Raw genomic sequence first — 25,880 nt, 5'->3', positions numbered from 1 at the left:
GAATGTGTGGTATTAGCGTCATTGTAGGTGGGTCGGAAAATAACGTACGCCAGAAGCTAGTAAAGGATATGAATGACCGGGTTAACCATCGCGGTCCCGACGACGAAGGTTTCTTTCTGGGTGAAAATTTCGCTTTTGGTCACCGACGGCTCTCCATTCTGGATCTGAGCGCTGCAGGGCACCAGCCTATGACCAGACGGGATCTCACGTTGACATACAATGGTGAGATATACAACTACATTGAGTTACGCGAAGAGTTAAAAGCATTCGGACACTCATTTAGTTCAGGATCGGATACAGAAGTGATTCTCTCGGCCTATGCGCAGTGGGGAGTTGATTGCTTTTCGAGATTCAACGGAATGTGGGCATTTGCTATCGCTGATGCGTCCAGGAATGAACTTATCCTGAGCAGGGATCATTTCGGAATAAAGCCACTCTACTTTACTCAGACAGAAAGTTATTTTCTTGCGGGATCCGAGATCAAGCAATTCACGGCAGTGTCAGAGTTCAAAGCAGTTTTAAACAGACCAGTTGCTGTAAATTTTTTGACGCGCGGATTATTGAACTATTCTGAGGAAACTTTTTTCAAGGGAGTAAATGAACTCAGACCAGGCCACTACCTGAAATATGATCTTTCAACAAGCAAAATTGAAATTCAACAATGGTATAATCTCAATGCGGCATCGAAAAAAGTCAACGACAATTTTGAAACGGCTGTCGGAAAAGTGCGTGAGCTTTTCATAGATAGTGTGAAGATCCGAATGAGGTCAGACGTCACAGTTGGAAGTTGTTTGTCTGGCGGTATTGACAGTTCATCTATTGTCGGTATCATACACGGAGACAAAATGGCAAACGCCGACTTTTCCACCATCACATCATGTTATAGCGACAAGCGCTATGATGAGCAACGCTTTAGTGATGAAATAACGTTATCAACGGGCTTCAAATCATTAAAGGTGTATCCCGACCTGAACCACCTGATAGATGAAGGCGATATGGACAAAATGCTGTATCACCAGGATCAGCCCTTTGGATCTGCATCTCACTATTCTGAATTCAAAGTTTTTCAGAAAGCACGGGAGAATCGCATGATTGTAATGCAGGATGGGCAGGGTTCCGACGAGTACCTGTGCGGATACGGAGAGTTTTTTATTGTACGGATGAAGGAACTGATACGGTCAGTGCACTGGGGTGAAGCATATAGTCTGTTGAAAAATAAAGCTGCTCACAAACAGACTACGGTGACGGCGGAATTGAAATCCTTTATTAAAACAGCATACTTTTTCCGGGCCTTGAATTTTCTGAAAAGAATATCTGGCCGGTCGCAATACCCGTGGTTGAGCAATGAATGGCGGACGATAGCTCGCTCGGCAAAAGTGGAACTAAAAGAGAACGACATTCGAAATCTGAGCATTACGGAGATAGAGCAATCCAGTATACCATATCAATTGCATTCGGAAGACAGGAACTCCATGTTGTTTTCGATCGAGTCAAGACTTCCGTTCCTGGACCATCGTCTTGTGGAATATGTTATTGGTTTGCCTTCGTCATATAAGATCCGGGACGGATATACAAAAGCGGTATTGCGTGACGCAATCTATGAACTGCCGGAATCAATCAGGACACGCAAAGACAAAATGGGATTCGTCGCTCCGGATGAAGTTTGGATAAAGGAGAACAAAGAGAAGGTGCGCCAGGATTTATTAAACATTGTAAAAACCACTGGCATCTTCTCCGACGAACTATTAAAACGGTTTGACCGGTTTATTGACGGAACGCTTGGATACGAACCGATCTACTTCAGGGCGATGACCTTGAGCAGATTTTGTAAAATTTTTGGTATCGCATAATGCTGACGATCATTGATTATGGTGTAGGGAACCTTGCTTCGATGCAGAACATGCTGAAGAAAATAGGAGTGCCGTCGGTCATAAGTTCAGATGAAACTGTTATTGGTAAGGCAAGTAAGATCATTCTTCCAGGAGTAGGTGCCTTTGATACATGTGTGGCAAAACTCACCAGCTCAGGATTGCTTCCTGTTCTCAATGATAAAGCGATTCAGGAGAAAGTTCCGGTACTGGGTGTGTGTGTTGGAATGCAGTTGTTGATGGAAGGCAGTGATGAAGGTCAACTTCCCGGACTGGGTTGGATCAAGGGAAGGATCATTAAGTTTAATCAGAAACTAATTCCAGCGGGATTAAAGATCCCTCATATGGGCTGGACAGATGTAGTGCCTGCCAAGGAATCAAAGCTTTTCAAAGAGATGTATGATCATCCAAGATTCTATTTTGTGCATTCTTATCATCCGTCATTAGCAGATTCTTCTGATGCGTTGGTTCATGCCGAGTATGGATATCAGTTTGTTGCAGGAATGGAGCGCGGCAATATTGCCGGGGTACAATTCCACCCTGAAAAAAGTCATAAGTTTGGAATGAAACTTCTGGCAAATTTTGCTGCCGTCAATTCATGAAGAGGATCAGAGTTATACCAGCTTTGCTCATTCAGGATGGTGGTCTTGTGAAGTCGGTAAAATTTAAAGACCACAAGTATGTCGGCGATCCGATCAATGCTGTGAAGATCTTTAATGAAAAAGAAGTTGATGAGATCGTGGTACTGGATATCTCAGCTTCACTGGAGAAACGAGGTCCGAGAATAGCAGAAATAAAAGAGATCGCCAGTGAGGCGTTCATGCCACTAGGATATGGGGGCGGGATTACCAGACTGAGTGAGATTGAAGAATTGATCACAGCCGGAGTGGAGAAAGTCATACTGAACAGCAGTGCTTTTGAAAATCCGACGCTGATAAATGATGCCGCTAAGTATGTGGGAAGTCAGAGTATTGTCGCATCAGTAGATGTGAAAAAGAATATGTGGGGAAAGTATAGGGTTTTCATAAAGAACGGTGCAAAAAATACGGACATCGACCCGGTTGAATTCGCAAGGAAAATGGAAGATGCAGGAGCAGGTGAGTTGTTGTTGAATGCGATTGACCGGGATGGAACATTTGGCGGATATGATGAAACATTGATCCGATCAGTGAGCTCTGCGGTTAATATCCCTGTGGTGGCAATAGGTGGAGCAGCAACCATCAACGATTTTGTGAAGGCAGTGGGTGCAGGAGCTTCTGCAGTATCTGCCGGCAGCATGTTTGTATTTCAACTTCCGCATCGTGCGGTCCTTATCAGCTATCCCCGGCAACAGGAGCTGGAAGAAAAATTGTTTTCATATATTAATTAAGCCTTGTATGGTATTGGATAAAACGGATCCTTCATATCGTCGATGCACCATAACGGTGATGGACAATATCGCTGATCCGGATATTACCTTTGATGAGAAGGGAATTTGTAATTACTACTACGACTATAAAGAGGCGGAGAAACGCGTGCTGACAGGTGCAGCAGGTGAACAAAAGCTGGCGGAACTATCCGCTGCAATCAGGAAACAGGGGCAAGGCAAAAAGTATGATTGTCTTATTGGTTTAAGTGGCGGAGTTGATAGTACGTATGTAGCGTATCTTGTTAAGCAACTTGGCTTGCGTCCTCTTGCCGTCCATCTTGACAATGGTTGGAATTCAGAACTTGCAGTAAAGAACATTGAGAATATCATCAATAAGCTGAACATTGATTTGTATACGCTGGTAGTCAACTGGCAGGAGTTCAGGGATATTCAGCTTTCATACATAAAAGCATCGGTCGTGGATATAGAGGTGGTGTCGGACCATGCAATCTTTGCCACCATGTATAAACTGGCGAAGGAGCAGGATATAGGATATATCATCAGCGGGACGAACATTGTTACGGAGCATATCATGCCGTCGAACTGGTTGTATAAGAAAATGGACTTTGCCAATCTAGAGGATATTCATGATAAGTATGGTAAAGTCAAGCTAAAGACTTACCCGATCTTTGATTTTAAAAGATACGTGTACTACTCAGCTGTACTTAAGCTGACGCCAATATCGATTCTGGACTATGTTCCATACATTAAAAAAGATGTCAAGGAATTTATTAAGAGGGAGCTCGACTGGCGCGATTACGGCGGCAAGCATTATGAGTCCATCTTTACAAAGTTTTACCAAGCGTATATTTTACCGGAGAAATTCAAGATCGATAAAAGAAAAGCACACTTATCAACGCTGATATGTTCAGGACAAATTTCCCGGGAGGAAGCGCTGAATGAGCTTGAGCTTCCGCTTTATAGCGAACAGGATTTGCGACAGGACAAAGAATATGTTTTGAAAAAACTCGGATTAAGTGTCACAGAGTTTGATTCCATCATGAGAGCCTCACCGCGACGACATGAGGAGTTTAAATCAGATACAAAACTTAAAAGGAACTATATGACCCTTCTGCAGAAAACGCAAGGGCTTCGGAAGATTTTCAAATGAAATGCAGATCATGACAAAGAAAGTAAAATTCGGAATTGTTGGTTGTGGACGAATCGCCCAGCGTCACGCTGAACACATTCACGCAAAAGGAGAATTGATTGCTGTATGCGACAATGTGCCGGACAAGGCCGATCAGATGGCCAAGCAATACAATGCGAAAGCTTATTATTCACTGGAAGAGATGACATCCTCTGAAAAAGAAATTGAGGTGATTGCAATATGCTCACCGAACGGACTACATGCCAATCATTCGATCAGCGTGCTTCAGGCAGGTTTCCATGCATTGTGTGAAAAGCCGATGGCCATTACAGTGAATGATTGCGGAAGAATGATCCAGGCCGCTGAGAAATCCAACAGGAGATTGTTTGCGATCAAACAGAATCGCTATAATCCTCCCGTAGCTGCAGTGAAAAGAGTAATTGATGAAGGCAGACTGGGAAAGATCAACAGCGTCCAATTAACCTGCTTCTGGAACAGAAACGAAGACTATTATAAAAACTCATGGAAGGGGACATTGGATATGGATGGAGGTACGCTGTTTACCCAGTTCAGTCATTTTGTTGATCTTCTTTATTGGTTGCTCGGCGATGTGAAAAGCGTTCAGGCATATCTTGGAAATTTCAATCATAAGGGAATTATCGAGTTTGAGGATACGGGAGCCGTGATCATGGAGTTTCAGAGTGGAGCCATTGGTACCATCAACTACACAGTAAATAGCTATAAGAAGAATATGGAAGGTTCACTTACACTCTTTGGCGATAAGGGAACGGTGAAGATTGGTGGCCAATACCTCAACGAACTTGAGTATCAAAGTATAGAGGGATACACGATTGAAAACCTGCCGGAAGGAAATAAGCCCAATAACTACGGAAATTATGTCGGCTCGATGAGTAATCACGACAAAGTATATGACAATGTGATCGATGTATTGACAAACAATGCGTCTATCACCACCAATTCGTTTGAAGGACTGAAGACGGTGGAGATTATTGAAAAGATATATAAAGCGGCAGTGCGGGTATGAGTAATCCAACGATTTTGAAAAGTCAGATCAGGAATGTCTCGTTCGGCGAAGATGTGAAGGTAGCGGAGCCTGTGAATTTATATGGTTGTGCGGTTGGATCAGAATGCTTCATCGGTCCGTTTGTAGAGATTCAGAACAATGTTACCATTGGCAGCAGGACGAAAGTTCAATCACATTCTTTTATTTGCTCGTTGGTTACGATCGGTAATGATTGCTTTGTAGGCCACGGGGTGATGTTTGTCAACGATCTATTTTCTGAGGGTGGGCCGGCAAGAGGAGATATGTCAAAGTGGAAGTCGACAACAATCGGTAATGACGTATCGATTGGATCCAATTCCACCATACTACCTGTATCAATTTGTAATAGTGTTGTTATTGGGGCAGGGTCAGTCGTGACAAAAGACATCTTGAAATCAGGTGTTTACGCTGGCAATCCTGCCCGCTTCTTAAGATCCTTGTAAGTCATAATTTATTCAATAATGAAAATTCCCTTTGTAAATCTTACTGCGCAATATGAAAGCATTAAGAAGGATATTGATAAGGCAATTGAAAATGTGATTACGGAGACTGCCTTCATTGGAGGTAAGTACGTAAATAATTTTGAAAAAGAATTCGCTGATGCATATGGTTGTAAGAATGTTGTAGCATGCGCTAATGGTACAGATTCCTTATATATCATTATGAAGATGTTGGGAATTAAGGAAGGCGATGAAGTAATCACGGTAGCAAATAGCTGGATATCCAGTTCTGAAACCATAACCCAAACAGGAGCAAAGCCCGTGTTCATCGATATCCATCCTGAGTACTATAGCATGGATGAGTCATTGTTAATATCAAAGATTACTTCCAAAACCAAAGCTGTTATTGCGGTTCATTTGCAAGGGCAGGCTTGCGATATTGAGACTATCAAGAATATTTGTGATGAACGCAATATTCATTTGATTGAAGACTGCGCGCAATCTCATTTTTCAGAATACAAGGGTAAGAGGGTTGGGCTTTATGGGATCGCTTCCTCTTTTAGTTTTTATCCGGGAAAAAATCTTGGGGCTTATGGAGATGCGGGATGTATCACAAGCAATGATGATGCATTCGCAGAGAAATGTAAGATGTTTGCCAGACATGGTGCATTAAAAAAACATCATCATCAGATGGAAGGGATCAATAGCCGGATGGATGGCTTACAGGCTGCAATTCTATCAGCAAAGCTTCCGCATATCATTGATTGGACGAATAAGAGAATTGCAAATGCGGCAATTTATAACAAATGCCTGAATGGCATTTCACAGATAAAAATTCCAACCGTTCGTCCGGAAAGCAAACACACTTTTCACCTGTATGTTATTGTTGCTGAAAAGAGAGATGAGCTTATGAAACATCTTGCGGATGGTGGTATAGAAACATTTATTCATTATCCTTCTATTCTTCCAAACTTGCAGGCCTATAAATATCTTGGGCATACACCTTCGGATTTTCCGGTAGCATCCGATCTTCAACCAAAAATACTATCGCTGCCTATGTATCCTGAGTTGTCGGAAAAGGAAATTCAGAATGTATCAAATTCAATAAGGGCATTTTACGGGAAGTGAGCGACTATCAGTGCTGACCGGTAAAACTATTTTAATCCTCTCACCTCAATCATGGGGTACCATGTTTCTGTCGAAGCATCATTATGCTATAGAGATGGCAAAAAAGAATAATACTGTGTTCTTCTTAAATCCTCCCGTTCAGCGTACTTCGACGGGTAAGTCGATCTCTATTGGTCCTTCTAATGTGCATCCAAATCTATTTTTTATAGATCATGCACTTTCGTTTCCATACATTTTAAGATTCAGGGTTTTGTGGCTGTTTCATTTTTTAATGAAATATCATGTGAGGCGAATAGAGAAAGAAATAGGGCGACCGATTGATATTGTTTGGTCTTTTGATATTGGTAATTTATATCCTCTCTCATATTTTAGAAAAAGCGCGCTAAAGGTCTTTCATCCTGTGGATGAGCCACTGAACAAACACGCCTTTGATGCGGCTGAGGGTGCAGAGATTATTTTTTCAGTGACGAAAGAAATTCTTAACAAGTATTCCGCCATCGACGTTTCCCGGCATCTGATCAGTCATGGCGTATCGGAATATTTTATTGCAAATGATCCGGATGTGGTTAAAGACAATGATCAAATACATATTGGGTTTTCAGGGAATCTATTGCGTCAGGATATTGACAGGAAAATTCTTCTTGACATTATAACCCAAAATCATGAATGTGTTTTTGAATTCTGGGGAAGTTTCTCAGTAGCACAGTCAAATGTTGGCGGTTCTATGGATACTGATACGGCTGATTTTATTGATAAACTTAAGAATCTTCCAAATTGCAAATTGCACGGTGTAGTGAGTTCGAGTGAATTAGCGACACATATCAGAAGTATGGATGCTTTTTTGATCTGTTATGATGTTCAAAAGGATCAAAGCAAAGGGACGAACTATCACAAGGTAATGGAGTACCTGGGAACCGGGAAAGTTATTGTTTCCAATAATATTACTTCGTATTCAAAACACGCCAACCTTGTTCAGATGGTGGAAGAACGGACAAATAACAGTGATCTTCCTTCGCTGTTCAGAAATGTTATTGAGAATTTGAACTATCATAACTCTGTTCTTCTTCAGAAGGAACGGATAGCTTATGCTGAAAATAATACTTATGAAAAGCAGATGGCAAGGATAGAAGGTTTTATTGCGAAGATGTAAATTTTATAATTGAAAGTATGGATACTAACAGGATTAAGCTTAATCTGGGGTGTGGTTCGGTAAGGCCTGAGGGCTGGATTAATACAGACTCATCCTTAAACGCAAGCATTCAGAAAATACCTTTGGTTGGAAAGAAGATATCCAGGCTTTTCAATCCCGTTGAATATGAAAGTGGTAATTTTCAATATATGAATTTGAATAAGCCATGGTCATTCAAGAGTAATTCAGTGGATGTTGTGTATGCGTCGCATTTATTTGAACATCTTACGTTGAAATCTGCTGAATTATTTGTTAATGAGGCTTACCGTTGTTTGAAGCCGGGAGGGGTGGTTCGGATTGTTGTTCCTGATCTCTATCAAATTGCCAGGAAATATATTGCTGAGTATGATTCGGATGACACCTCATTTGAAACGACTAAATTTATTATGTGGGCCATCAACATGCATCGTGAAGGACAGTATGGGAATATTGGCCTCTTCAAAAAGATTATTCTTGAGGAGCAAGGATATCCACATCAGCATAAGTTTATGTATGACCCGAAAAGTCTTCGCCAGCGATTCTCCAGGTTTGAAGAGCCACTCAATCTTAGTTATGGAGTAAGTACCTACATTCCTGAAATCAATGATGTTGAAGGAAAAGAGGAATCGTATTTGTCAGTGTATTTTGAAGCGAAAAAACCAAGCTAGTGCAAAATCTCAAAATTTCTATTTGTATTCCTCAGTATAATCGCATCAATTATTTATTGAGAAGTCTTGCGATGATTGAGAAGCAAACCTATCCGAACATTGAGATTTCAATCAGTGACGATTGCTCATCGGATAATACAGTTGAAGAAATAGCTAATCTCATACCCAAATATAAGTACCCGATTATTTTCGACAAGAACGAAAAAAACATGGGATACGACAGAAACTATAGAAAATGTATTGAAATGTCATCCGGAGATTATTCATTGGTAATCGGGAACGATGATTCAATAGTGAATGAAGGTGATATAGAGTTTTTGGTTGATTTCTTAAATAAGAATAATCTTCCTGACATAGGATTCTGTAATTTAATAGAAGAGCGCACAGGAGGAACATTTATCAAAAGAGCAATGAGCACAGGTGTCATTGGTTCAGGACCTGACATCGCTCTGAAAAATTATTCCTGTTTTAGTTTCGTTGGCGGACTTATCTACAAGCGGTCTACATTTCTAAAATATAATACTGCAAAGTATGATGGAAGTATTTATGCTCAAATGTATTTGGGTGTAAATATGATAGCACAAGGCGCAATCTTATTTAGCATCGAAGAAGCGCTGGTTCTCAAAGACATGCTTCTCGATGGTGTTTTTCGGAAATCATACAGAGACAGAATTGCAAAGAAATGGAGTGATTACAAGGTTGTGGATGGCGGACTTCCATCCGTAATAAATGTATTGATCAATGCCTTGAAAGATGCAGGTCAACTAACCCAGGATCGGGCATATCATATTTTCAAACGAATTTATTTAGTTACTTATCCTCATTGGATTCTGGACTATAAGGAAAATGGAGCTCTTCCAGAAGCAGTAGGTTTGGTTTCGGGGCTGAACCCAAGACGCAATCAGAACTATAAAGAGTTAACCGCCTCCAATAGAATGCTTTTATTTCTGATGTATCTCAGTTCATCAACAATTGCATTGCTGACCCCTGTCTTCATTTTCAAGACATTCAAGCAACGTCTATATACTTTTTTCAAAAAGTAGAATGCATATTCTGGTCATAGGAGCAGATAGTAATTATGCTATCGAAAGGCCTTATGTAAGATACCTGAGAGAGGTTAAAGGTATATCTCGTGTTGATTTTTTTACCGCTCAGAATCGTTTTCTGGAGTATTACAAAAAGAGCATTTTGCATAAAGTTCTTTTCCGATTGGGTTTGAGTTCCATTCTTAGAAAAATAAACCAAGATCTCAGGGATGAGATTAGTCGGAATATTCCGGATGCAATCTTAGTCTTCAAGGGAATGGAGATATTTCCGGATACACTTCAGTGGATTCGTGCGAAGGGAATAAAAATCGCAAACTACAACCCCGATAATCCATTTATTTTTTCAGGGAAGGGTAGTGGAAACAAAAATATCAGTGAGTCAATAAGTTTGTATGATCTACACTTCACTTATAATCTGGAGACAAAGAAACGATTAGAGGATGAGTACGGTGCCGCGACATCATGGCTCCCCTTTGGATACGACATCGAAAAGACTCTCTACGACGAATGTGAAAAGTTAGGGGAAATCAATGAACTGTGTTTTGTTGGAAATCCAGACCCCGATCGCGCGTCTTTCATTCTTGAACTTACAAGCTTTGATATTCCTATTACTGTGTATGGCCACGGCTGGAATAATTTCATTAACAATTCAAAAGTGAAGATAGGGGGGTTTGTGGCGGGTAATGATCTCTGGAAAATCCTAAGAAAATATCGCGGGCAGATCAATCTGATGCGCAGACATAACCTGGACTCTCATAATATGAGGACTTTCGAAGTGCCTGCTATTGGTGGAATTATGATTGCGCCGAACACAACGGAACATCGGATGTTTTTTGAGGATGGGAAGGAAGTTCTTTTATTTAATGATGCAGAGTCGTGCGCCGAAAAAGCAAGAAAATTGATCAGTTTATCACAAGAAGATTCAAAAAGAATACGGGATGCTGCCAGAGAAAGATCTCTTGCATCTCACTATAGTTATCAGCATAGGGCAGAGCTGGTGGCAAGTGAATTGAAGAAGCTCTGATTTTTTGATTTAGTGATTAATTTCATAACAATAAATACTTTCTCGACAATTCCGGTAACGCGGTACATTATTGAAGCTTTGAGCGAAATAGATGAGGTATCTATTTTTCATTACAATATTTCTTCTCAACCGCTTAATGTTTCTGTAAAGTATGAAAAGAAGATCTTCGGAGATTTTAAGACCATCGCCGAATTTAATAGACAATCCGTTTTTTTTAAGATTAAAAAGTATGTAAAGATCTATTCACAAATAGTATCAATTTGCCTGAAAAAGAATCAGATTATTATTACTCCTGATTTTCAGATTGTAAGCTTTATTTTGTCAAATCGATATTTGCTTGGAATTTTTAAGACGAGATTGATCTATCATCAGTTCGAATTGATTGAAGACAATCTTATTTCAGAAAGAGATACGAAAAAGTTGCAATCGATAAAGAAGTATTCTGAACACATTGACCTGGCAATTTTTCCAGAAGAGAACAGATTGCATTTTTTCTGTAAGCAAACTCGACTTAGTGTTAACAATACTTTCTTATTTCCCAATACATGTCGGCTTTCAGTTGATGACGAAGTTTCTGATTTACTCAAGGTTATTCCACGAGGCTCTATTGTATTTGGGCATGTCGGTAATGTTGGATCTGATCATTACATACGTGAATTCCTGGATGCAATTGAGCGATGCAATGACAAGAATGTATTTTTTGTTATGATTGGAAGGCAATCGAAAGCAGTTGAGGAATTGACCAGAGGCGTGAGAAATCCAAATTTTATTGTAATTCGTGAACTTCCTCATGCTGAATTGAAAAAAATTTACCCCTTGATTCACTACGGCCTGATCTTATATAAAGGGGTAGATCGCAATTACGAATACTGCGCTCCCAATAAACTTTATGAGTATTGGTCCTATGGAATTCCGGTTATCGCTCATCGATTGACTGGCTTAATAAATGTAGTGAGCAACGATATTTTAGGTAAGCTCCTGGATTTTGATAAAAACGAGCTAACCGATGTAGTTCATTCATTAGGGGAGACACCGATCCCGGATCGCAGAGGTCTTAGATATTATTTTAAGGAGAATCTGGATATCGATCTTCATTTGGAAAAACTAAGAAATAGAATTCAATCACTTTAGTATGTTATTGTTTGTTATTGGTACAAGGCCAGAGCTTATTAAAGTAGCGCCATTAATTCTTGAATTGAAAAGGAGAAACTCTGAATCATTTATCCTTGTCAATACTGGACAGCACAAGCAATTATTAGAAAAATATTGGAAGGCTTTTGGAATAGAGCCCGATTATAACCTTGAGGTGATATTGTCCAATCAGGATCTAAGTAGTCTTACGACCCGGGCAATCGATCAGCTCAATAATTTAATAAAAAGAATAGTTGTTGAGAGAGGAAAACCCAACTTTATCATTAGCCAGGGAGATACGACCACTGTATTAGCTGCTTCGATGGTGGCATTTTATCATAAGATTCCATTCGCGCACATTGAAGCTGGATTGAGAAGCTTTGATCTCATGCAACCCTATCCTGAGGAATTCAACAGAAGGGTTGCATCGATAGGAGCAGCGGCGCATTTTGCCCCAACTTCAATAGCGAGAGAGAATCTCCTCAAAGAGAATATTCCGAATGAGAAAATTTTTGTTGTTGGGAATAGTGGTATTGATGCTCTTCAGATAATTTCACGGTCGTCTGAATTGGAGAATTTGGTATTTACGGACGCGCGATTGAATGAAGCTTTAAAAGCTCAGTCTTCGAAAATTGTTCTAATCACTTGCCATAGAAGAGAAAATCATGAAAACAATCTATTGAATATCATTTCAGCGATAGCGGCAATCGCTGTCAAAAGAAAGGATTGTTTATTTGTTTGGCCAATTCATCCAAATCCTAATGTTAAGCAAGTTGTGCTATCGTCAGTGTTGGCTTCTATGTCTAATGTAATTCTAACAGATCCATTGGATTATACGGAAACAATAAAAATTCTGAGTAGATCATTCAAAGTGATTACAGACTCTGGTGGCCTTCAGGAGGAAGCACCGTCTTTCAAGTTGCCTGTATTGATATTGAGGGAACGGACGGAAAGACCGGAAGCTGTAGATGCTGGCTATTCCATATTAGTAGGTTCAGATACTGAAAAGATCATTGAGAACTTTGAGCATTTCAATCCGGTATTCAGTGAGGATTTCAAGAATCCTTATGGTGATGGAATGACTTCCAAACGAATTATTGATCACCTGATTGAGCTCTCTGATAAACAGAACGTTGAGTAAGAAAGTTAATATTCCGATCAAAGTAGTTTTCTTTCATCGTAAAAGATACAAGGGAAATTATAGTATTGAGAATTTATTTTCGCAAATACGAAACGCAATGTCGTCCAATATTGAATGTTCCGTAGTAGTAGCGCGGTATTTAAGCAAAGGATTTTTTAGGCGCGTGTATATTTCTTTTCAGGCTGCTTTTAATCAGAAGGATGTTAATCATGTAACGGGTGATATACACTTCATAACTTTTTTTATGAGGAAAAGAACAACAGTTCTAACCATTCATGACGTGGGATTTATGGGTAATTCCAATACCATTAAGCGGAGTTTTTTAAAGTGGTTCTGGATCATACTGCCTGTAAAGAGATCAGGGATTGTAACCACTGTTTCAATTGCTACCCGTAATGAACTGTTAAAGTATGTTTCGATTGATGCCAACAAAATAAAAGTAATCTATAATCCTATTTCTCCTTTATTCGTATCGCATCCTAAGGTGTTCAATAAAGAGAAGCCGACGATCCTTCAAATTGGAACCAAGCATAATAAAAATATCCTTCGCCTTGTTCAGGCTCTAAATGGGATAAGCTGCCGACTTGAGATAATAGGAGAGGTTGATGGTTTACTATTGTCTGAATTAGTTAATAATAAAATCGATTTTGTTCTTTCGAGTGAACTTTCAAGTATGGAGGTAGTTGAGAAGTATAAGAATGCGGATATTCTTGCCTTCGTATCAACACAAGAAGGTTTTGGTTTGCCAATTATTGAGGCGAACGCAATTGGAAGAGTGGTGATAACGAGTAATATATTTTCGATGCCAGAAGTTGCTGGCGATGCAGCCCATTTTGTGGATCCATTTAATGTCGCTTCTATCAGGGAAGGATTTGTTAAGGTTATCAACGATGATCTGTATCGTGATGGGTTAATTTCCAGAGGGTTGTTAAATTGTGTTAGATTTGACGTAAGTGAAATTGCGTCGCAGTACGAAAAGGTGTATAAAGAGCTTGCTGGGTTTGAGTAAGGATAGGTAATAATGAGTATAGAACTAATTTTTGTTGCCCTGTTTATTATTTACTTCTTCTTGATCTGGAGAGCTGGAAAAACATTTCCTATCCTCGAGCTTTTTTTCTTCATATATTTTATTCAGTACATTTTTTCAACATATCTTATTTATAATAATTACCCCCAACTGGAGTCATGGATGCCTGTGAAGGAGGATGAGTACTTTGGGAATGCTATTCCTGCCATGGCGTTCTTATTTGGCGGTGCTTTTCTGTTTGGAAAAAACATCAACCTGCGTCCTTTATTAATGAATATTGAAACAGATAAAGCAGTTAAGTTAGGATATTTTTTACTTGCGATCTCTTATACAATGAGTATCCTTCCACTTATTGGAATCTCCTTATTTAATTCCATCTTATCATTTACTTCATTTCTAAAATACGTTGGTGCTTTTTGCTTTTTATTCAGCACTAACAGATTCAGATTTTTAATTATCACACTGGTCTATATTCAATCTCTGACGGAGGCTTTTGCGGGAGCTATTTTTGTTGATTTTTTCATCTGGACTACTTATCTATTTTTTATTTTAATTCTAAAATTCAGATTTCCATTCTGGTTAAGAGCATCTTTCATTGTATTAGCTGCACCTGTTTTGATCTTAATTCAGGGCTCCAAATCTGAGTATCGCAAAGCTACGTGGACAGGTAAGAAGGAAACGGGTTTAAATACGTTTTCGGAATTGGCAGCTGCCAAGAATCTTAAAAATGCTGATGCACCTTTCATTGAATCAGACGGTGTTGTCAAGACGGTGGGAAGATTGACTCAAGGTTGGCATTTCGGACTAACCATGAGATGGGTGCCAAGAAGAGAACCATGGTCTGACGGAAAGGAGATGGTCAGTGATATAGCTTCATCCCTTCTTCCACGAGTATTGTTTTCTGATAAGAAGCTTGCGGCTACCCAGGATAAGTTTCGAAAGTATACGGGTTATAAATTGAGAAACTCCACATCAATGACGATCGGGGTATTGGGTGATTTCTATGTCAACTTTGGTCCAGCGGGTTCGCTGATTATGCTTTTCATTTATGGAGTTGTCATTGCGAAATTTCTCCAGTTTTTCATTACCCGTTTTGTAATTCCAGATCCGATCAATATTATTTGGATACCCTTCATGTTCAATTATCTAGTACGGGCTAATAATGATTTTTATACTGGCCTCAATTGTATAGTAAAGGGTTTTTTAATATTTGTCTTGATAAATTGGCTTAAGAAGCGGCTTTGGAAAGAATCGCAAGCATAGAAATTGAGTAAGCAAAAAGTTCTATTACTTTATCCTTACTACTGGCCCAATTATAAAGCGGGCGGCCCTATTCAGTCATTGTATAATATCGTGGGGCTTTTTAAGGCAGATGTGGATTTCTATCTTTTTTCTTTGGATCATGATATTGATGGATCTAAATCAGAAGAAGTATTACCATTAGAGGTATGGTGCAAGGGGCCTCAGAATGAAAACATCTATTTTGCTGAGGAGTTATCAGTATTCAAAGTTTTTAAGCTTATTCAAAATCTTAAGCCGGATGTAATTTTAATCAATGGAATGTTTAATCTTAAGACAACCATTCCTGGTTTGATTTATAGTAAACTTTTCAAATCGAAAATAATTATTTCTCCAAGAGGGATGCTTCAGGAGTGGGCACTTCAAAGAAATTCAAAGAAAAAAAAGATATTCTTAACACTTTTAAAATTCTATTTGAAAAAGAATGAGATCTGGCATGCTACCGATCTCCAGGAAGAAGAGGACATTCATAAGATTTTTGGCAACAAGCAAAGAGTCTTTTTTGCATCCAACATACCCAGACAAGTCGGTCAATTAAAATCAATCGATTTTAATAGCACGCGGGATTCAATAAAATTAGTATTTCTATCTCTTATAAATCCAAATAAGAATCTTCATTTAATAATTGAAGCGATTTCGAAATCAAGTTCCCGATTTACTCTTGATGTCTACGGACCTATTATTGAGAAGGAGTACTGGAAGCGATGCCTGGCTATGGATTTTAACAAGGATCAAATTCAGTATAAAGGTCCGGTGCTTCCATGGAATGTTCCATCGGTTCTTATGAATTACCACTTCTTTGTTCTGCCAACGCAAGGAGAGAATTTCGGGCATGCAATTTTTGATTCTCTATCTGCAGGAGTGCCCGTCGTTATTTCCCGCAAAACTCCATGGAAAAACATTGACACTGCTAATGCCGGTTTCTATATAGAAATTGATGATCATACTTCCCTTTCTAATGTTTTAACAGAAATTTCACAATTGACACCAGACGAGTATTACGTTTATAAATCTGGAAGCATTGAGTACGCGAGGAATTACTGGAAGCAAAGTAGCTATCATCAGGATTATCGGTTCTTATTGTCTGCCGCAACAGAGCCAGTATGAGTAAGAAATTACTAATTGAGATTTTCATAGGCTTTGTTTTGTCCTGGTGGATCATTAAAACCTTTTTTTCAGGTGAGACAAAATTTGAGAACCTTGCCCTCGGCACAGAAACTGTAAGCTATCAGGCTGTTGATGAAAACAAAAAACTTATCCACATCAGTAAGATTGACGGAGCAGAGAGAAGTGAATTTATAGAGAATTGGGAAAAGCGTGGCAAGAAAAAAGTGATCCTATTCATGGGTAATTCCCAGATGCATAGTATTAATCAGATGAAAGCAGAAGAGGTCAATTTTTTGGAGCAGTTATACTTTAGAAATCGGAATGACTCTACCGAAATACTTGGCAACAGCTTGCCAAACGCGGGTCTGCAGGAATTTCTTCTTGCCTATGAATATTGGAAGGAGGTATTGCCATTAAAAGCAGTTGTCATTCCATTGTTTATGGATGATTTGCGTGAGGATGGAATCAGAAATGTGTTCTTTGAGGATTTAGTCATGACAAAGTTTCAAATAAAGGATTCGGGTGACATGATGATCGAAAAGATCAATGCAGATCTTCGGTCCTACTGGTCAGCGAACCCCAACAATAAAACAGCCGAGATTAATGCAGATATGGCTGCTTTGGATGAAACTTTTCAGGAGAAAACTGAAACGTATCTCAATGATAAGCTGAATCAAACTTCTGAGGCATGGCGAAATAGGCAAAATGTGAGAGGTGAATTCTTTAATTGGATCTATAAACTAAGAAATACTGTCTTTGGAATAAATGCAAATACTATCAGGCGAATGATTCCCCAACGACTGGAAGCCAATATGAATGCGCTGAATCTTATTATTGACGACTGTATAAAAAATAATCGGCAAGTAATTCTTTACATTCCTCCAATTCGCTCTGACGTCGTTCTTCCCTATGATCTGAACGATTATAGTGCTTTCAAAGCCAGAGTAGAGAAATTAGCATCGTCTCATGGAGATTTGGTGGTTTTTAAAAACTATGAATCTATTATCCCGGGAGAATTGTGGGGTTATAAGGCCGCAACGAATCTCAAGGCAGAGAAGGAAATTGATTTCATGCATTTTCAGTATAAGGGCCATCAAATATTAACTGATTCTCTACAGGTTATGTTAAAAAAGAATCGTTTAGCGAAATGATTTTTAACTCAGTAACGTTCATCATCTTTCTTGTTGTTGTAGTAACGCTCTATTGGACACTTTCAAGCAGTGTGAAAATGTGGATGCTTTTGATAGCAAGCTGCATTTTTTATGGATTCTGGAGATGGGAATACCTGAGTGTAATGTTTGTCTCGGCGATTACCGACTATTATACAGCAATTGCTATCGGCGACACACCAGTTGAAAATAAAAGAAGAAGAAAATGGCTGTTGGCTATTACGCTGGTAGTCAATCTTGGACTTCTTTTTTATTTTAAATATCTCTATTTCTTAACAGAAAATACCAACAGTCTTTTTCATACCCTCAATATCGATGCTCAATTACCCTTATGGCATATCCTTCTTCCTTTCGGAATAAGCTTTTATACATTTGAAACGATTAGTTATACCGTTGATGTTTATCGTGGCTTGATTAAGCCTGAAAGGAAATTTATCAACTATGCTTTGTTTGTAACATTTTTCCCAAAACTTGTAGCAGGACCAATTCAACGGGCATCTGAATTGTTAGTTCAGTTAAAAAACAGACCCGCATTTCAAATTGACTTTCTCAGTGAAGGATTGAAGAGGATTTTATATGGGTTGTTTTTGAAGGTTGCCCTTGCTGACAACATAAGCCCAATGGTGGATGAGGGATTTTCAATGAGTGCAGCTGAAATGTCTGCAATTGATGTGTGGATGTTAGCTTTTCTTTTTGGGTTTCAAATTTACTTTGATTTCTCAGCGTACTCTCATATCGCTGTCGGAGCAGCAAAAATGATGGGAATATCAATTCCTGAGAATTTTAATTATCCATATATCGCTTCATCATTCAAGGACTTTTGGAAACGATGGCATATTTCTCTTTCATCCTGGATCAGGGATTATTTATATCTCCCGCTTTCAGGCGTTAAAGTTGTAAAGACAACAGGAAGTGGTGGAATTGGGGAAGGCCTTGAAACAACCGGGAAGCAATCACGCAACAGTGCCTTATTCCTGACATGGGCAATTATGGGACTTTGGCATGGAGCCAACTGGACTTTTGTAGTTTGGGGAATTTACCATGCACTAATAATTTTTATTGAACGGCAGTTAAAGCCATTAAGAAGCAGATTCACTTTTCTGAACATAAAAATTATTGGGTGGGCTTTTACTTTGCCCTTGGCGATGCTTAGCTGGATTCCATTCCGTGCAACAAATCTCACAGATACTTTTGTGATGTTAAAGCATGTTCTCAATCCTGTAAAGTATACTTTTTATACTATGAGAGAGAATAACTATATCATTACAGCAGTTCTCCTTATTTCATTTTTATTATGCTATTATGCAAGTAACATCTTAGAAGAGAAGCTAAAAAATAGTCCAGCGCTTTACTTTTGTGTTAACTGTGTAAAGTTTACTGTGATCATAATTTTTGTTTTTACTTTCCTACGTCCAATTAGTCAATTTATCTACTTTCAATTTTAAAATACATGTATATTCTCGGCCTTAACGCCTACCACGCAGATTCTTCCGCAGCTATTTATAAAGATGGGATTCTCATTGCAGCAATTGAAGAAGAGAGATTCAGACGCATAAAGCATTGGGCTGGTTTCCCGTCTATGGCAATTGAGTTTTGTCTTAAAGAGGCGAACATCAATCTGGAACAAGTTGACTATATCACAATTGGAAGAGATCCTAAAGCAAAATTTGCAAAGAAGGCTATGTTCCTTGCAATGGATCCCTTTGGAGGAATTCAAACTATTAAAGAAAGACTGAAAAACAGAAGTAAGATCGCTTCTCTTGAAAAGGAATTTGAGAATCATTTTTCTGTAACAGCATCTGTCATAAAGCCAAAAATAAAAAACATTGAACATCACAGAAGCCACATGGCTTCCGCTTTTTTTCCAAGTCCTTTTGAGGAAGCGGCGATTCTTTCAATTGATGGCTCAGGAGATTTTACAACAACCATGATCGGTACAGGGAAGGGGACCCAGATTGAAGTTATCGATTCGGTTAATTTTCCCGTTTCCTGTGGACTTTTTTATACAGCCTTCACACAGTTCTTAGGATTTCCGCATTACGGAGATGAATATAAGGTGATGGGCCTTGCGCCTTATGGTGAACCAAAATATGTAGACAAGATCAAGCAGGTTCTGATCTTAAAAGATAACGGATTGTTTGATTGGGATCATCGCTTCTTCAAATCTGCGAGAGAGGTTGTTATTACCTATGGAAATGACCACATACCAAATGTTGGAAATTTGTATAGTGACTATTTTGAACAAATATTTGGAAAAGCCCGAACCAAAGATGAGCCTTTAACCCAGGATCATAAGGATTTAGCAGCATCAGTTCAGAGGGTTACGGAAGAACTTATCATTCATATTCTCTCACACCTTCATAAAAGAACAGGATTGAAGAATATCTGTATTGCCGGTGGTGTGGCACAAAATTCTGTAGCCAATGGAAAGATTATAGGACGGACAGGTTTTGAAAATCTTTACATACCGCCAGCAGGTCATGATGCAGGATTGTCAATGGGCTCTGCTTTGTTTCAAAATCATCACGTATTAAAGAATCCCAGAGTTGCTCCGACTTATTCGGCGTTTATGGGTAGTAAATTCAGTAACGAAGAAATAGAGAGTATTCTTCGAAATAAGGGTATTAAATACTCGCGATTGAGTGATGAGGAACTTTATGAAAAAGTTGTTGCTAAATTAATAGAGCCAGGCGTAGTGGGGTGGTTTAACGGTCGGGCAGAATTCGGGCCACGTGCTTTAGGAGGCAGATCAATCATTGCAGATCCTCGAAATAATAAAGCAAAGGACTTGCTGAATCTTAAGATCAAAAGAAGAGAAAGTTTTAGGCCATTTGCTCCTTCAATATTAAAAGAATATACAGCCGATTACTTTGAGAAAGTGGAAGACGTTCCTTTCATGGAGAAAGTTTTTGTCATTCGCCCTGAGAAAAGAGATTCTATTCCAGCGGTTACCCATGTTGATGGAACGGGTCGACTTCAAACTGTAACAAAGGATGTTTCTCCCAGATATCATGCTCTTATTGATAAATTCCGTGAAAAAACAGGCGTTCCTATTCTTTTAAATACTTCATTCAATGAGAATGAGCCGATAGTAAATACACCCGAAGAGGCTATCGATTGTTTTTTAAGAACACAAATGGATATGCTTGTATTGGAGAATTGTGTTGTTGAAAGATAGATGAGAATTTCTCTGATCACTGTTTCCTATAACTCTGAAGCAACTATTGCGGATACTATCATGTCCGTTCGTTCTCAAAATTATAAGGATATTGAATACATCATTGTTGATGGGAATTCGAAAGATGGAACGGTCAACATCATTCAGAGAGAGGGAAGTATCGTCACTAAATGGATCAGTGAGCCGGATAAGGGCCTCTATGATGCGATGAACAAGGGCATTCAAATGGCAACCGGCGAAGTTGTTGGTATCATTAACTCTGACGACTATTATTTCGACGACCAAATTATTTCTAAGGTTGCAGAAGCATTTTCTGATTCACAGATTGATGCAACTTTTGGAGACCTGATCTTCGTCGATCCCATGAATTTAAAGAAGATAGTTCGCACCTATTCATCAAAAAAATGGCACCCTGAAAAATTTGCATGGGGATTCATGCCGGCGCATCCTACATTCTTTGTGAGAAGAAAGTTTTATGATGTGGTGGGGCCTTTTAAAACGGATTATAAGATTGCTGCAGATTATGAAATGCTCATCAGGTTACTTTATGTTAACAAGCTGAAGTATAAATATCTCCCAATGACCATGGTGGTCATGAGAAAAGGTGGGGTAAGCTCACGTGGCCTTAATAGTAATATCGTTTTGAATCAGGAAATTCTTAGAGGTTGTAGAGAAAATGGGATCAGGACGAATTACCTAAAGATATACTCCAAATATTTCACAAAGCTGTCCGAGCTGTTAAATTGATGAAAGTTTTGATTACCGGTGTTTCCGGATTTGTTGGCTCAGGTTTGGTTTCCTATCTAGGAACATTTCCTGACATAACATTGATTGGTCATGGCAGAAACCTTCCAGAACTTCAGAATAAATTTAAAAATCACAAGATTCAATTTATAGATTCTTATTCTGCCAGTGTATTAGAAGAACAAGGAATCGACTTTATTATTCACCTGGCGGGGATTGCTCATGATCTGAGTAATAAATTTCAGACGGAAGATTATTACAAGGTAAATGCTGATGGGACGAAATTCATTTTCGATGAGTTTTTAAAATCAAGGGCGCGCGGATTTATTTTCCTGAGTTCAATAAAAGCCTGTGTTGATACATCTGAGAATCCTGCTGACGAAAACACAAATCCTGTTCCGGTTTCTGATTACGGAAAATCAAAACTGGCAGCAGAGCAGTATATAGTGGATCAGATTCTTCCACCTGATAAGAAAGCTTATGTGTTCAGACCTTGTATGATTCATGGGAAGGGAAATAAGGGTAATCTCAATCTCCTGTATAAGTATGTTAAATCGGGCTTGCCATACATTTTTGGATCGTATTCAAATAAAAGATCTTTCCTCACTTCAGATAATCTGAATTTTATTACCCTCCAGTTTTTGCAGAATAATTATCCGTCTGGGATTTATCATCTGGCAGATGAAGGATATCTTTCAACCAATGACCTTGTGAGAATTATTTCAGAAAGTATTTCGAGTAAGCCAAGAATATGGGATGTTAACGCTTCATTATTGAATTTCTTATCCTCAGCAGGTTCGGGGATAGGTTTGCCTTCAAAGAAGATGAAGCAAAAATTAACAGAAAGCCTTGTGGTATCCACAGAAAAATTAAAGAAAACATTGCAACAGCCTTTGCCAATTGATATTAAGGCAGGGCTCATGAACACTCTCAAATCTTTTAATGAATAGCTTTAGTTACTTAATTTTCGGTGTTGCCTTATTAGTAATAGAGCTGGTCTATTTTTGGATAGCTAGGTATTTTAAAATTCTGGATCATCCAAATAATAGAAGCCTGCATGAGAAGCCAACCATCAGGGGAGGGGGAATTATTTTTTACTTCTCAGTGCTCTTGTTTTACGCGATCACCTCAAGACCAGACGGAATTTTTATGCTGGCACTGACATTAGTTAGTATTATTGGATTCATAGACGATGTAAAAAGTCTAAGCAGTGCTATCAGATTTGCCGTTCAGGCTATTGCATTTGCACTTATCTTCTATCAATTGGAATTGTGGTCTGTTTTTTCCGACCCGGAAATTTCCCCAGTTCCGGCAGTGATCGTTCCAATTGTATTTATTGTCTGTGTTGGAGCCATTAACACATTCAATTTTATGGATGGAATTAATGGGATCACCGGTGGCTATGCACTCGTTGCGTTAGGAAGTCTGCTGGCTGTCAATATTCATTTTGTTCACTTTGTTGACAGTGATTTTGTTGAAGCTATCCTCATGGCAGTGATCATCTTTTGTTATTTTAACTTCCGAACCAAAGCTATTTGTTTTGCAGGAGACGTGGGTAGCCTGTCAATAGGATTCATTATTCTGTACTTAATTGTTAAGCTGATTGTAACAACCGGAAATTTTGCATTTGCATTTATGCTTTCTGTTTACGGTGTAGATAGCGTATTGACTATTATTCACAGGATTTTCCGTAGGGAGAATATTTTCAAAGCCCATAAGCTGCATCTCTTCCAGGTACTTGTTCATCATTATAAAATTCCTCATATCCGAATGAGCATTGCATATGCTTTGCTTCAACTTATTATTAATTGCATCATAATATATGCATTGGATATGCCCCAGTCTTATCAGTATATCATAGGGCTTGGTATTCTCATTACCTTGGCGATACTCTATGCTTCAATGAAGAGGACGATTCTTAAAGCAGAGTGATTTAATTCTTTAAAGCTACTCCCTGTATCTCATTATCAAATCATTCCTTGACAGATTAGCAGCACTGGTTTTACTGGTGATCTTAATTCCTTTTTTTATTTTAATCATTCTTTTACTGATAGTGTTCCAGGGAGGTAATATTTTCTTTACTCAACTTAGGACCGGATATCGGGAGAAACCCTTTTATATTATTAAGTTCAAGACGATGAATGATCTTCGTGATGAAAGTGGACAACTACTTTCTGAGCATCAGCGTCTTACCGGTATTGGAGGTTTCTTACGTCGTTCTTCTATTGATGAACTGCCACAACTTCTCAATATTCTGAAAGGGGAGATGTCGATGATAGGACCCAGACCATTACCCATCAGCTATCTTCCATTGTTCAACGACTTACAGCGTATGAGGTATTCTGTTCTTCCAGGTATTACGGGATTGACTCAAGTGAACGGTCGTCATGAGATCCCATGGAGGAGAAAACTGGAACTGGATATTCATTACGTCGCCAATATTTCTCTTTTGCTTGATTTGAAAATTCTGGCGAAGACATTCTTATTGATTTTATCATTCAGGAAGGATAGCTCGCTAAGTGAAAAACCATTTGAAGGATAACTTCATACCCTAGCTTTCAGATTATATTTAATTTAGTATATGAAGGATATTGCAATTTATGGTGCTGGTGGTTTTGGTCGTGAGACTGCACTTCTGCTGCATCAGATAAATCTGCAATCCGCTCAATGGAACTTTATTGGGTTCTATGATGATAAGCTTAAAATTGGATTACAGGTTGACAAGCATAAAGTGCTGGGTGGAATCAAAGAATTGAATAAGGTATCTGATTCTATGAACATAGCTATTGCCATTTCAGATCCGTTGATCCGGAAGTCAATTGTGGAGAAGATAAACGGACCCTTTCAATTCCCAACCATTATTCATCCTGCATGCCAGACCGGAGATGAAAATAATAAATTTGGAAAGGGATGCATCCTGACGTCAGGTGTAATTTTTACAACAGGTATTGAACTGAAAGATTTTGTGATTGTAAATCTTCTATCAACCATTGGACATGATGTTGTGTTGGAAAATTATTCAACCATTATGCCGGGCTGTAGCATTTCAGGATACGTCCAAATAGGAGAGTGCTCTATGATGGGCACCGGAGCACGCATTCTTCAGAATCTTAAAATTGGATCTCACTGTAAAATTGGTGCGGGTGCGGTGGTGACGCAGAATTTTCCGGATCATAAAACAATCGTTGGAATTCCCGCTTATGAAAAATAATTCCTCCATTAAGGAATTCTGGCCTGCTTTAAGATTCGTTCTGATTTTTGCTGGTGTCTATTTTATTGGCAACATCCTTTATGGCTTATACATAGAGTACTACTATCCACTGGCAGATCCTATGACGATCTGGGTTACGCATCAGGTTGTGTTTATTGTTAATCTCTTTGGAGAATCTGCTTCCTCTGTTGTCAGCGAGTCAGAGCCAATAGTTTATTTCAGGAAGTTGGATGAAGCCACTGGCATGAGTAAAACAGTGTTGCGAGTCTTTGAAGGATGTAATGGATTGAATGTTGTTATTGTTTTTATTGCTTTCATTGTTGCGTTTGGAGGGAATGTTAAGCGAGTAATGATCTTCATTGCTTCCGGATGTTTGATACTCCATTTCTTCAACCTGCTTAGAATTATTCTTCTTTATTATACCGCTTTGAATCGTCCGCATTTTTTCTATTATTTCCATAAGTACATCTTCACAGCATTCTTGTACTTAGTAGTATTTGGTTTGTGGATTCTATGGACACGGATGAAATCCAAACAAGATGCAGCTATTTCTTGATAAGTGGCCCCGTTGGATCATTGGTATCATAGCAGTTATGATTCTTGGCTTTGCATACCTCTTTCAGAATTATGATTTCTCTTCCCTTGTAGGAAGTTATTCACCCAACGCGAAATTTATTATTAACAAGACGATACGTTTTTTACTGAATGACACTGCTTGTTTGTTGCTGATCATGGTCATTTTCAATAAATCAAGCTATCTTAGGGTCAGTACCTGGATTTTCTTAACGGAGCTGATCGTGTTTCTTCCTTTGTATTTTATTCTGAAACTTTCTCTGGAGGGCGATTCAGAAATTTCTTCTCCTCTATTATCCCAGTTGCATCGCATGATCGTTAACCCTTTATTAATGTTTGCCATGATCATGGGTTTCTTTTATCAGAAGTATTTTTGGAAAAAGCCATCGGCATAGCT

26 protein-coding genes are annotated in these 25,880 nt (G+C 38.9%); all 26 read left to right on the top strand.

The window, feature by feature from the left end:
* Window positions 1-2: 2 nt before the first annotated feature.
* Window positions 3-1,850 carry an asparagine synthase (glutamine-hydrolyzing) gene (gene asnB / locus HOP08_16985; GenBank protein NOT76627.1) on the top strand — a complete coding sequence of 616 codons (1,848 nt, stop codon included), beginning with the start codon at window positions 3-5 and terminating at the stop codon, window positions 1,848-1,850.
* Window positions 1,850-2,470, top strand: coding sequence for an imidazole glycerol phosphate synthase subunit HisH (hisH, locus tag HOP08_16980; GenBank protein NOT76626.1), 621 nt, complete (start codon window positions 1,850-1,852; stop codon window positions 2,468-2,470). Before asnB ends, hisH begins: the two co-directional genes overlap by 1 nt.
* Window positions 2,467-3,237 carry an imidazole glycerol phosphate synthase subunit HisF gene (hisF, locus tag HOP08_16975; protein ID NOT76625.1) on the top strand — a complete coding sequence of 257 codons (771 nt, stop codon included), beginning with the start codon at window positions 2,467-2,469 and terminating at the stop codon, window positions 3,235-3,237. Before hisH ends, hisF begins: the two co-directional genes overlap by 4 nt.
* A 7-nt stretch (window positions 3,238-3,244) precedes the next feature.
* A complete protein-coding gene (locus tag HOP08_16970; GenBank protein NOT76624.1) occupies window positions 3,245-4,387 on the top strand; it encodes an N-acetyl sugar amidotransferase in 1,143 nt (380 codons plus the stop codon).
* A gap of 7 nt (window positions 4,388-4,394) precedes the next feature.
* Entirely contained in the window at window positions 4,395-5,411 is a 1,017-nt protein-coding gene (locus HOP08_16965) for a Gfo/Idh/MocA family oxidoreductase (protein NOT76623.1), read from the top strand.
* Complete coding sequence (locus HOP08_16960) at window positions 5,408-5,872, top strand: N-acetyltransferase (GenBank protein NOT76622.1); 465 nt, start codon at window positions 5,408-5,410, stop codon at window positions 5,870-5,872. The genes HOP08_16965 and HOP08_16960 overlap by 4 nt, the downstream gene beginning before the upstream one ends.
* Window positions 5,873-5,890: 18 nt before the next feature.
* Window positions 5,891-6,997, top strand: coding sequence for a DegT/DnrJ/EryC1/StrS family aminotransferase (locus HOP08_16955; protein ID NOT76621.1), 1,107 nt, complete (start codon window positions 5,891-5,893; stop codon window positions 6,995-6,997).
* A 61-nt stretch (window positions 6,998-7,058) separates the two neighbouring features.
* Window positions 7,059-8,147, top strand: coding sequence for a hypothetical protein (locus tag HOP08_16950; protein ID NOT76620.1), 1,089 nt, complete (start codon window positions 7,059-7,061; stop codon window positions 8,145-8,147).
* Between the two features lie 17 nt (window positions 8,148-8,164).
* Complete coding sequence (locus HOP08_16945; protein ID NOT76619.1) at window positions 8,165-8,833, top strand: methyltransferase domain-containing protein; 669 nt, start codon at window positions 8,165-8,167, stop codon at window positions 8,831-8,833.
* Complete coding sequence (locus HOP08_16940) at window positions 8,833-9,876, top strand: glycosyltransferase family 2 protein (protein ID NOT76618.1); 1,044 nt, start codon at window positions 8,833-8,835, stop codon at window positions 9,874-9,876. The genes HOP08_16945 and HOP08_16940 overlap by 1 nt, the downstream gene beginning before the upstream one ends.
* A gap of 1 nt (window position 9,877) precedes the next feature.
* On the top strand, window positions 9,878-10,903 hold the full coding sequence (locus tag HOP08_16935; protein ID NOT76617.1) for a glycosyltransferase family 1 protein: 1,026 nt from the start codon (window positions 9,878-9,880) through the stop codon (window positions 10,901-10,903).
* Between the two features lie 78 nt (window positions 10,904-10,981).
* Window positions 10,982-12,034: a glycosyltransferase gene (locus HOP08_16930; protein NOT76616.1), complete on the top strand. Its 1,053-nt coding sequence runs from the start codon at window positions 10,982-10,984 to the stop codon at window positions 12,032-12,034.
* Between the two features lies 1 nt (window position 12,035).
* A complete protein-coding gene (gene wecB / locus HOP08_16925) occupies window positions 12,036-13,175 on the top strand; it encodes a UDP-N-acetylglucosamine 2-epimerase (non-hydrolyzing) (protein NOT76615.1) in 1,140 nt (379 codons plus the stop codon).
* Complete coding sequence (locus HOP08_16920) at window positions 13,168-14,184, top strand: glycosyltransferase family 4 protein (GenBank protein ID NOT76614.1); 1,017 nt, start codon at window positions 13,168-13,170, stop codon at window positions 14,182-14,184. The genes wecB and HOP08_16920 overlap by 8 nt, the downstream gene beginning before the upstream one ends.
* A 12-nt stretch (window positions 14,185-14,196) precedes the next feature.
* Window positions 14,197-15,465, top strand: a complete 1,269-nt coding sequence (locus HOP08_16915) for a hypothetical protein (GenBank protein NOT76613.1) — start codon at window positions 14,197-14,199, stop codon at window positions 15,463-15,465.
* 3 nt (window positions 15,466-15,468) lie between these two features.
* Window positions 15,469-16,608, top strand: a complete 1,140-nt coding sequence (locus tag HOP08_16910) for a glycosyltransferase (GenBank protein NOT76612.1) — start codon at window positions 15,469-15,471, stop codon at window positions 16,606-16,608.
* Window positions 16,605-17,759, top strand: a complete 1,155-nt coding sequence (locus HOP08_16905; GenBank protein NOT76611.1) for a hypothetical protein — start codon at window positions 16,605-16,607, stop codon at window positions 17,757-17,759. Before HOP08_16910 ends, HOP08_16905 begins: the two co-directional genes overlap by 4 nt.
* The gene (locus HOP08_16900; protein NOT76610.1) at window positions 17,756-19,222 is read left to right on the top strand and encodes an MBOAT family protein; all 1,467 of its coding nucleotides are present in this window, start codon (window positions 17,756-17,758) and stop codon (window positions 19,220-19,222) included. Before HOP08_16905 ends, HOP08_16900 begins: the two co-directional genes overlap by 4 nt.
* A gap of 5 nt (window positions 19,223-19,227) precedes the next feature.
* Window positions 19,228-20,955, top strand: coding sequence for a carbamoyltransferase (locus HOP08_16895; GenBank protein ID NOT76609.1), 1,728 nt, complete (start codon window positions 19,228-19,230; stop codon window positions 20,953-20,955).
* The gene (locus HOP08_16890) at window positions 20,956-21,702 is read left to right on the top strand and encodes a glycosyltransferase (protein ID NOT76608.1); all 747 of its coding nucleotides are present in this window, start codon (window positions 20,956-20,958) and stop codon (window positions 21,700-21,702) included.
* Window positions 21,702-22,649, top strand: coding sequence for an NAD-dependent epimerase/dehydratase family protein (locus tag HOP08_16885; GenBank protein NOT76607.1), 948 nt, complete (start codon window positions 21,702-21,704; stop codon window positions 22,647-22,649). The genes HOP08_16890 and HOP08_16885 overlap by 1 nt, the downstream gene beginning before the upstream one ends.
* Window positions 22,642-23,631 (top strand): glycosyltransferase family 4 protein, encoded by a 990-nt coding sequence (locus HOP08_16880; GenBank protein NOT76606.1) that lies wholly within the window; start codon window positions 22,642-22,644, stop codon window positions 23,629-23,631. Before HOP08_16885 ends, HOP08_16880 begins: the two co-directional genes overlap by 8 nt.
* Before the next feature lie 22 nt (window positions 23,632-23,653).
* A complete protein-coding gene (locus HOP08_16875; GenBank protein ID NOT76605.1) occupies window positions 23,654-24,241 on the top strand; it encodes a sugar transferase in 588 nt (195 codons plus the stop codon).
* A 39-nt stretch (window positions 24,242-24,280) separates the two neighbouring features.
* The gene (locus HOP08_16870) at window positions 24,281-24,910 is read left to right on the top strand and encodes an acetyltransferase (protein ID NOT76604.1); all 630 of its coding nucleotides are present in this window, start codon (window positions 24,281-24,283) and stop codon (window positions 24,908-24,910) included.
* Complete coding sequence (xrtF, locus tag HOP08_16865) at window positions 24,900-25,466, top strand: exosortase family protein XrtF (protein NOT76603.1); 567 nt, start codon at window positions 24,900-24,902, stop codon at window positions 25,464-25,466. The genes HOP08_16870 and xrtF overlap by 11 nt, the downstream gene beginning before the upstream one ends.
* Window positions 25,450-25,878, top strand: coding sequence for an exosortase F system-associated protein (locus tag HOP08_16860; GenBank protein NOT76602.1), 429 nt, complete (start codon window positions 25,450-25,452; stop codon window positions 25,876-25,878). Before xrtF ends, HOP08_16860 begins: the two co-directional genes overlap by 17 nt.
* Window positions 25,879-25,880 lie beyond the last annotated feature (2 nt).

This window comes from Cyclobacteriaceae bacterium, from assembly GCA_013141055.1.
Taxonomy (GTDB): domain Bacteria; phylum Bacteroidota; class Bacteroidia; order Cytophagales; family Cyclobacteriaceae; genus ELB16-189.
The sequence above is the reverse complement of the archived record's forward strand: the minus strand, read 5'-3'. Positions and strand labels throughout refer to the sequence as shown.

Coding starts and splice junctions, on each gene's coding strand:
- asnB (NOT76627.1), top strand. CDS start 3: ATGTGTGGTATTAGCGTCATTGTAGGTGGGTCGGAAAATAACGTACGC.
- hisH (NOT76626.1), top strand. CDS start 1,850: ATGCTGACGATCATTGATTATGGTGTAGGGAACCTTGCTTCGATGCAG.
- hisF (NOT76625.1), top strand. CDS start 2,467: ATGAAGAGGATCAGAGTTATACCAGCTTTGCTCATTCAGGATGGTGGT.
- HOP08_16970 (NOT76624.1), top strand. CDS start 3,245: ATGGTATTGGATAAAACGGATCCTTCATATCGTCGATGCACCATAACG.
- HOP08_16960 (NOT76622.1), top strand. CDS start 5,408: ATGAGTAATCCAACGATTTTGAAAAGTCAGATCAGGAATGTCTCGTTC.
- HOP08_16955 (NOT76621.1), top strand. CDS start 5,891: ATGAAAATTCCCTTTGTAAATCTTACTGCGCAATATGAAAGCATTAAG.
- HOP08_16950 (NOT76620.1), top strand. CDS start 7,059: ATGTTTCTGTCGAAGCATCATTATGCTATAGAGATGGCAAAAAAGAAT.
- HOP08_16945 (NOT76619.1), top strand. CDS start 8,165: ATGGATACTAACAGGATTAAGCTTAATCTGGGGTGTGGTTCGGTAAGG.
- HOP08_16935 (NOT76617.1), top strand. CDS start 9,878: ATGCATATTCTGGTCATAGGAGCAGATAGTAATTATGCTATCGAAAGG.
- wecB (NOT76615.1), top strand. CDS start 12,036: ATGTTATTGTTTGTTATTGGTACAAGGCCAGAGCTTATTAAAGTAGCG.
- HOP08_16915 (NOT76613.1), top strand. CDS start 14,197: ATGAGTATAGAACTAATTTTTGTTGCCCTGTTTATTATTTACTTCTTC.
- HOP08_16905 (NOT76611.1), top strand. CDS start 16,605: ATGAGTAAGAAATTACTAATTGAGATTTTCATAGGCTTTGTTTTGTCC.
- HOP08_16900 (NOT76610.1), top strand. CDS start 17,756: ATGATTTTTAACTCAGTAACGTTCATCATCTTTCTTGTTGTTGTAGTA.
- HOP08_16895 (NOT76609.1), top strand. CDS start 19,228: ATGTATATTCTCGGCCTTAACGCCTACCACGCAGATTCTTCCGCAGCT.
- HOP08_16890 (NOT76608.1), top strand. CDS start 20,956: ATGAGAATTTCTCTGATCACTGTTTCCTATAACTCTGAAGCAACTATT.
- HOP08_16885 (NOT76607.1), top strand. CDS start 21,702: ATGAAAGTTTTGATTACCGGTGTTTCCGGATTTGTTGGCTCAGGTTTG.
- HOP08_16880 (NOT76606.1), top strand. CDS start 22,642: ATGAATAGCTTTAGTTACTTAATTTTCGGTGTTGCCTTATTAGTAATA.
- HOP08_16870 (NOT76604.1), top strand. CDS start 24,281: ATGAAGGATATTGCAATTTATGGTGCTGGTGGTTTTGGTCGTGAGACT.
- xrtF (NOT76603.1), top strand. CDS start 24,900: ATGAAAAATAATTCCTCCATTAAGGAATTCTGGCCTGCTTTAAGATTC.
- HOP08_16860 (NOT76602.1), top strand. CDS start 25,450: ATGCAGCTATTTCTTGATAAGTGGCCCCGTTGGATCATTGGTATCATA.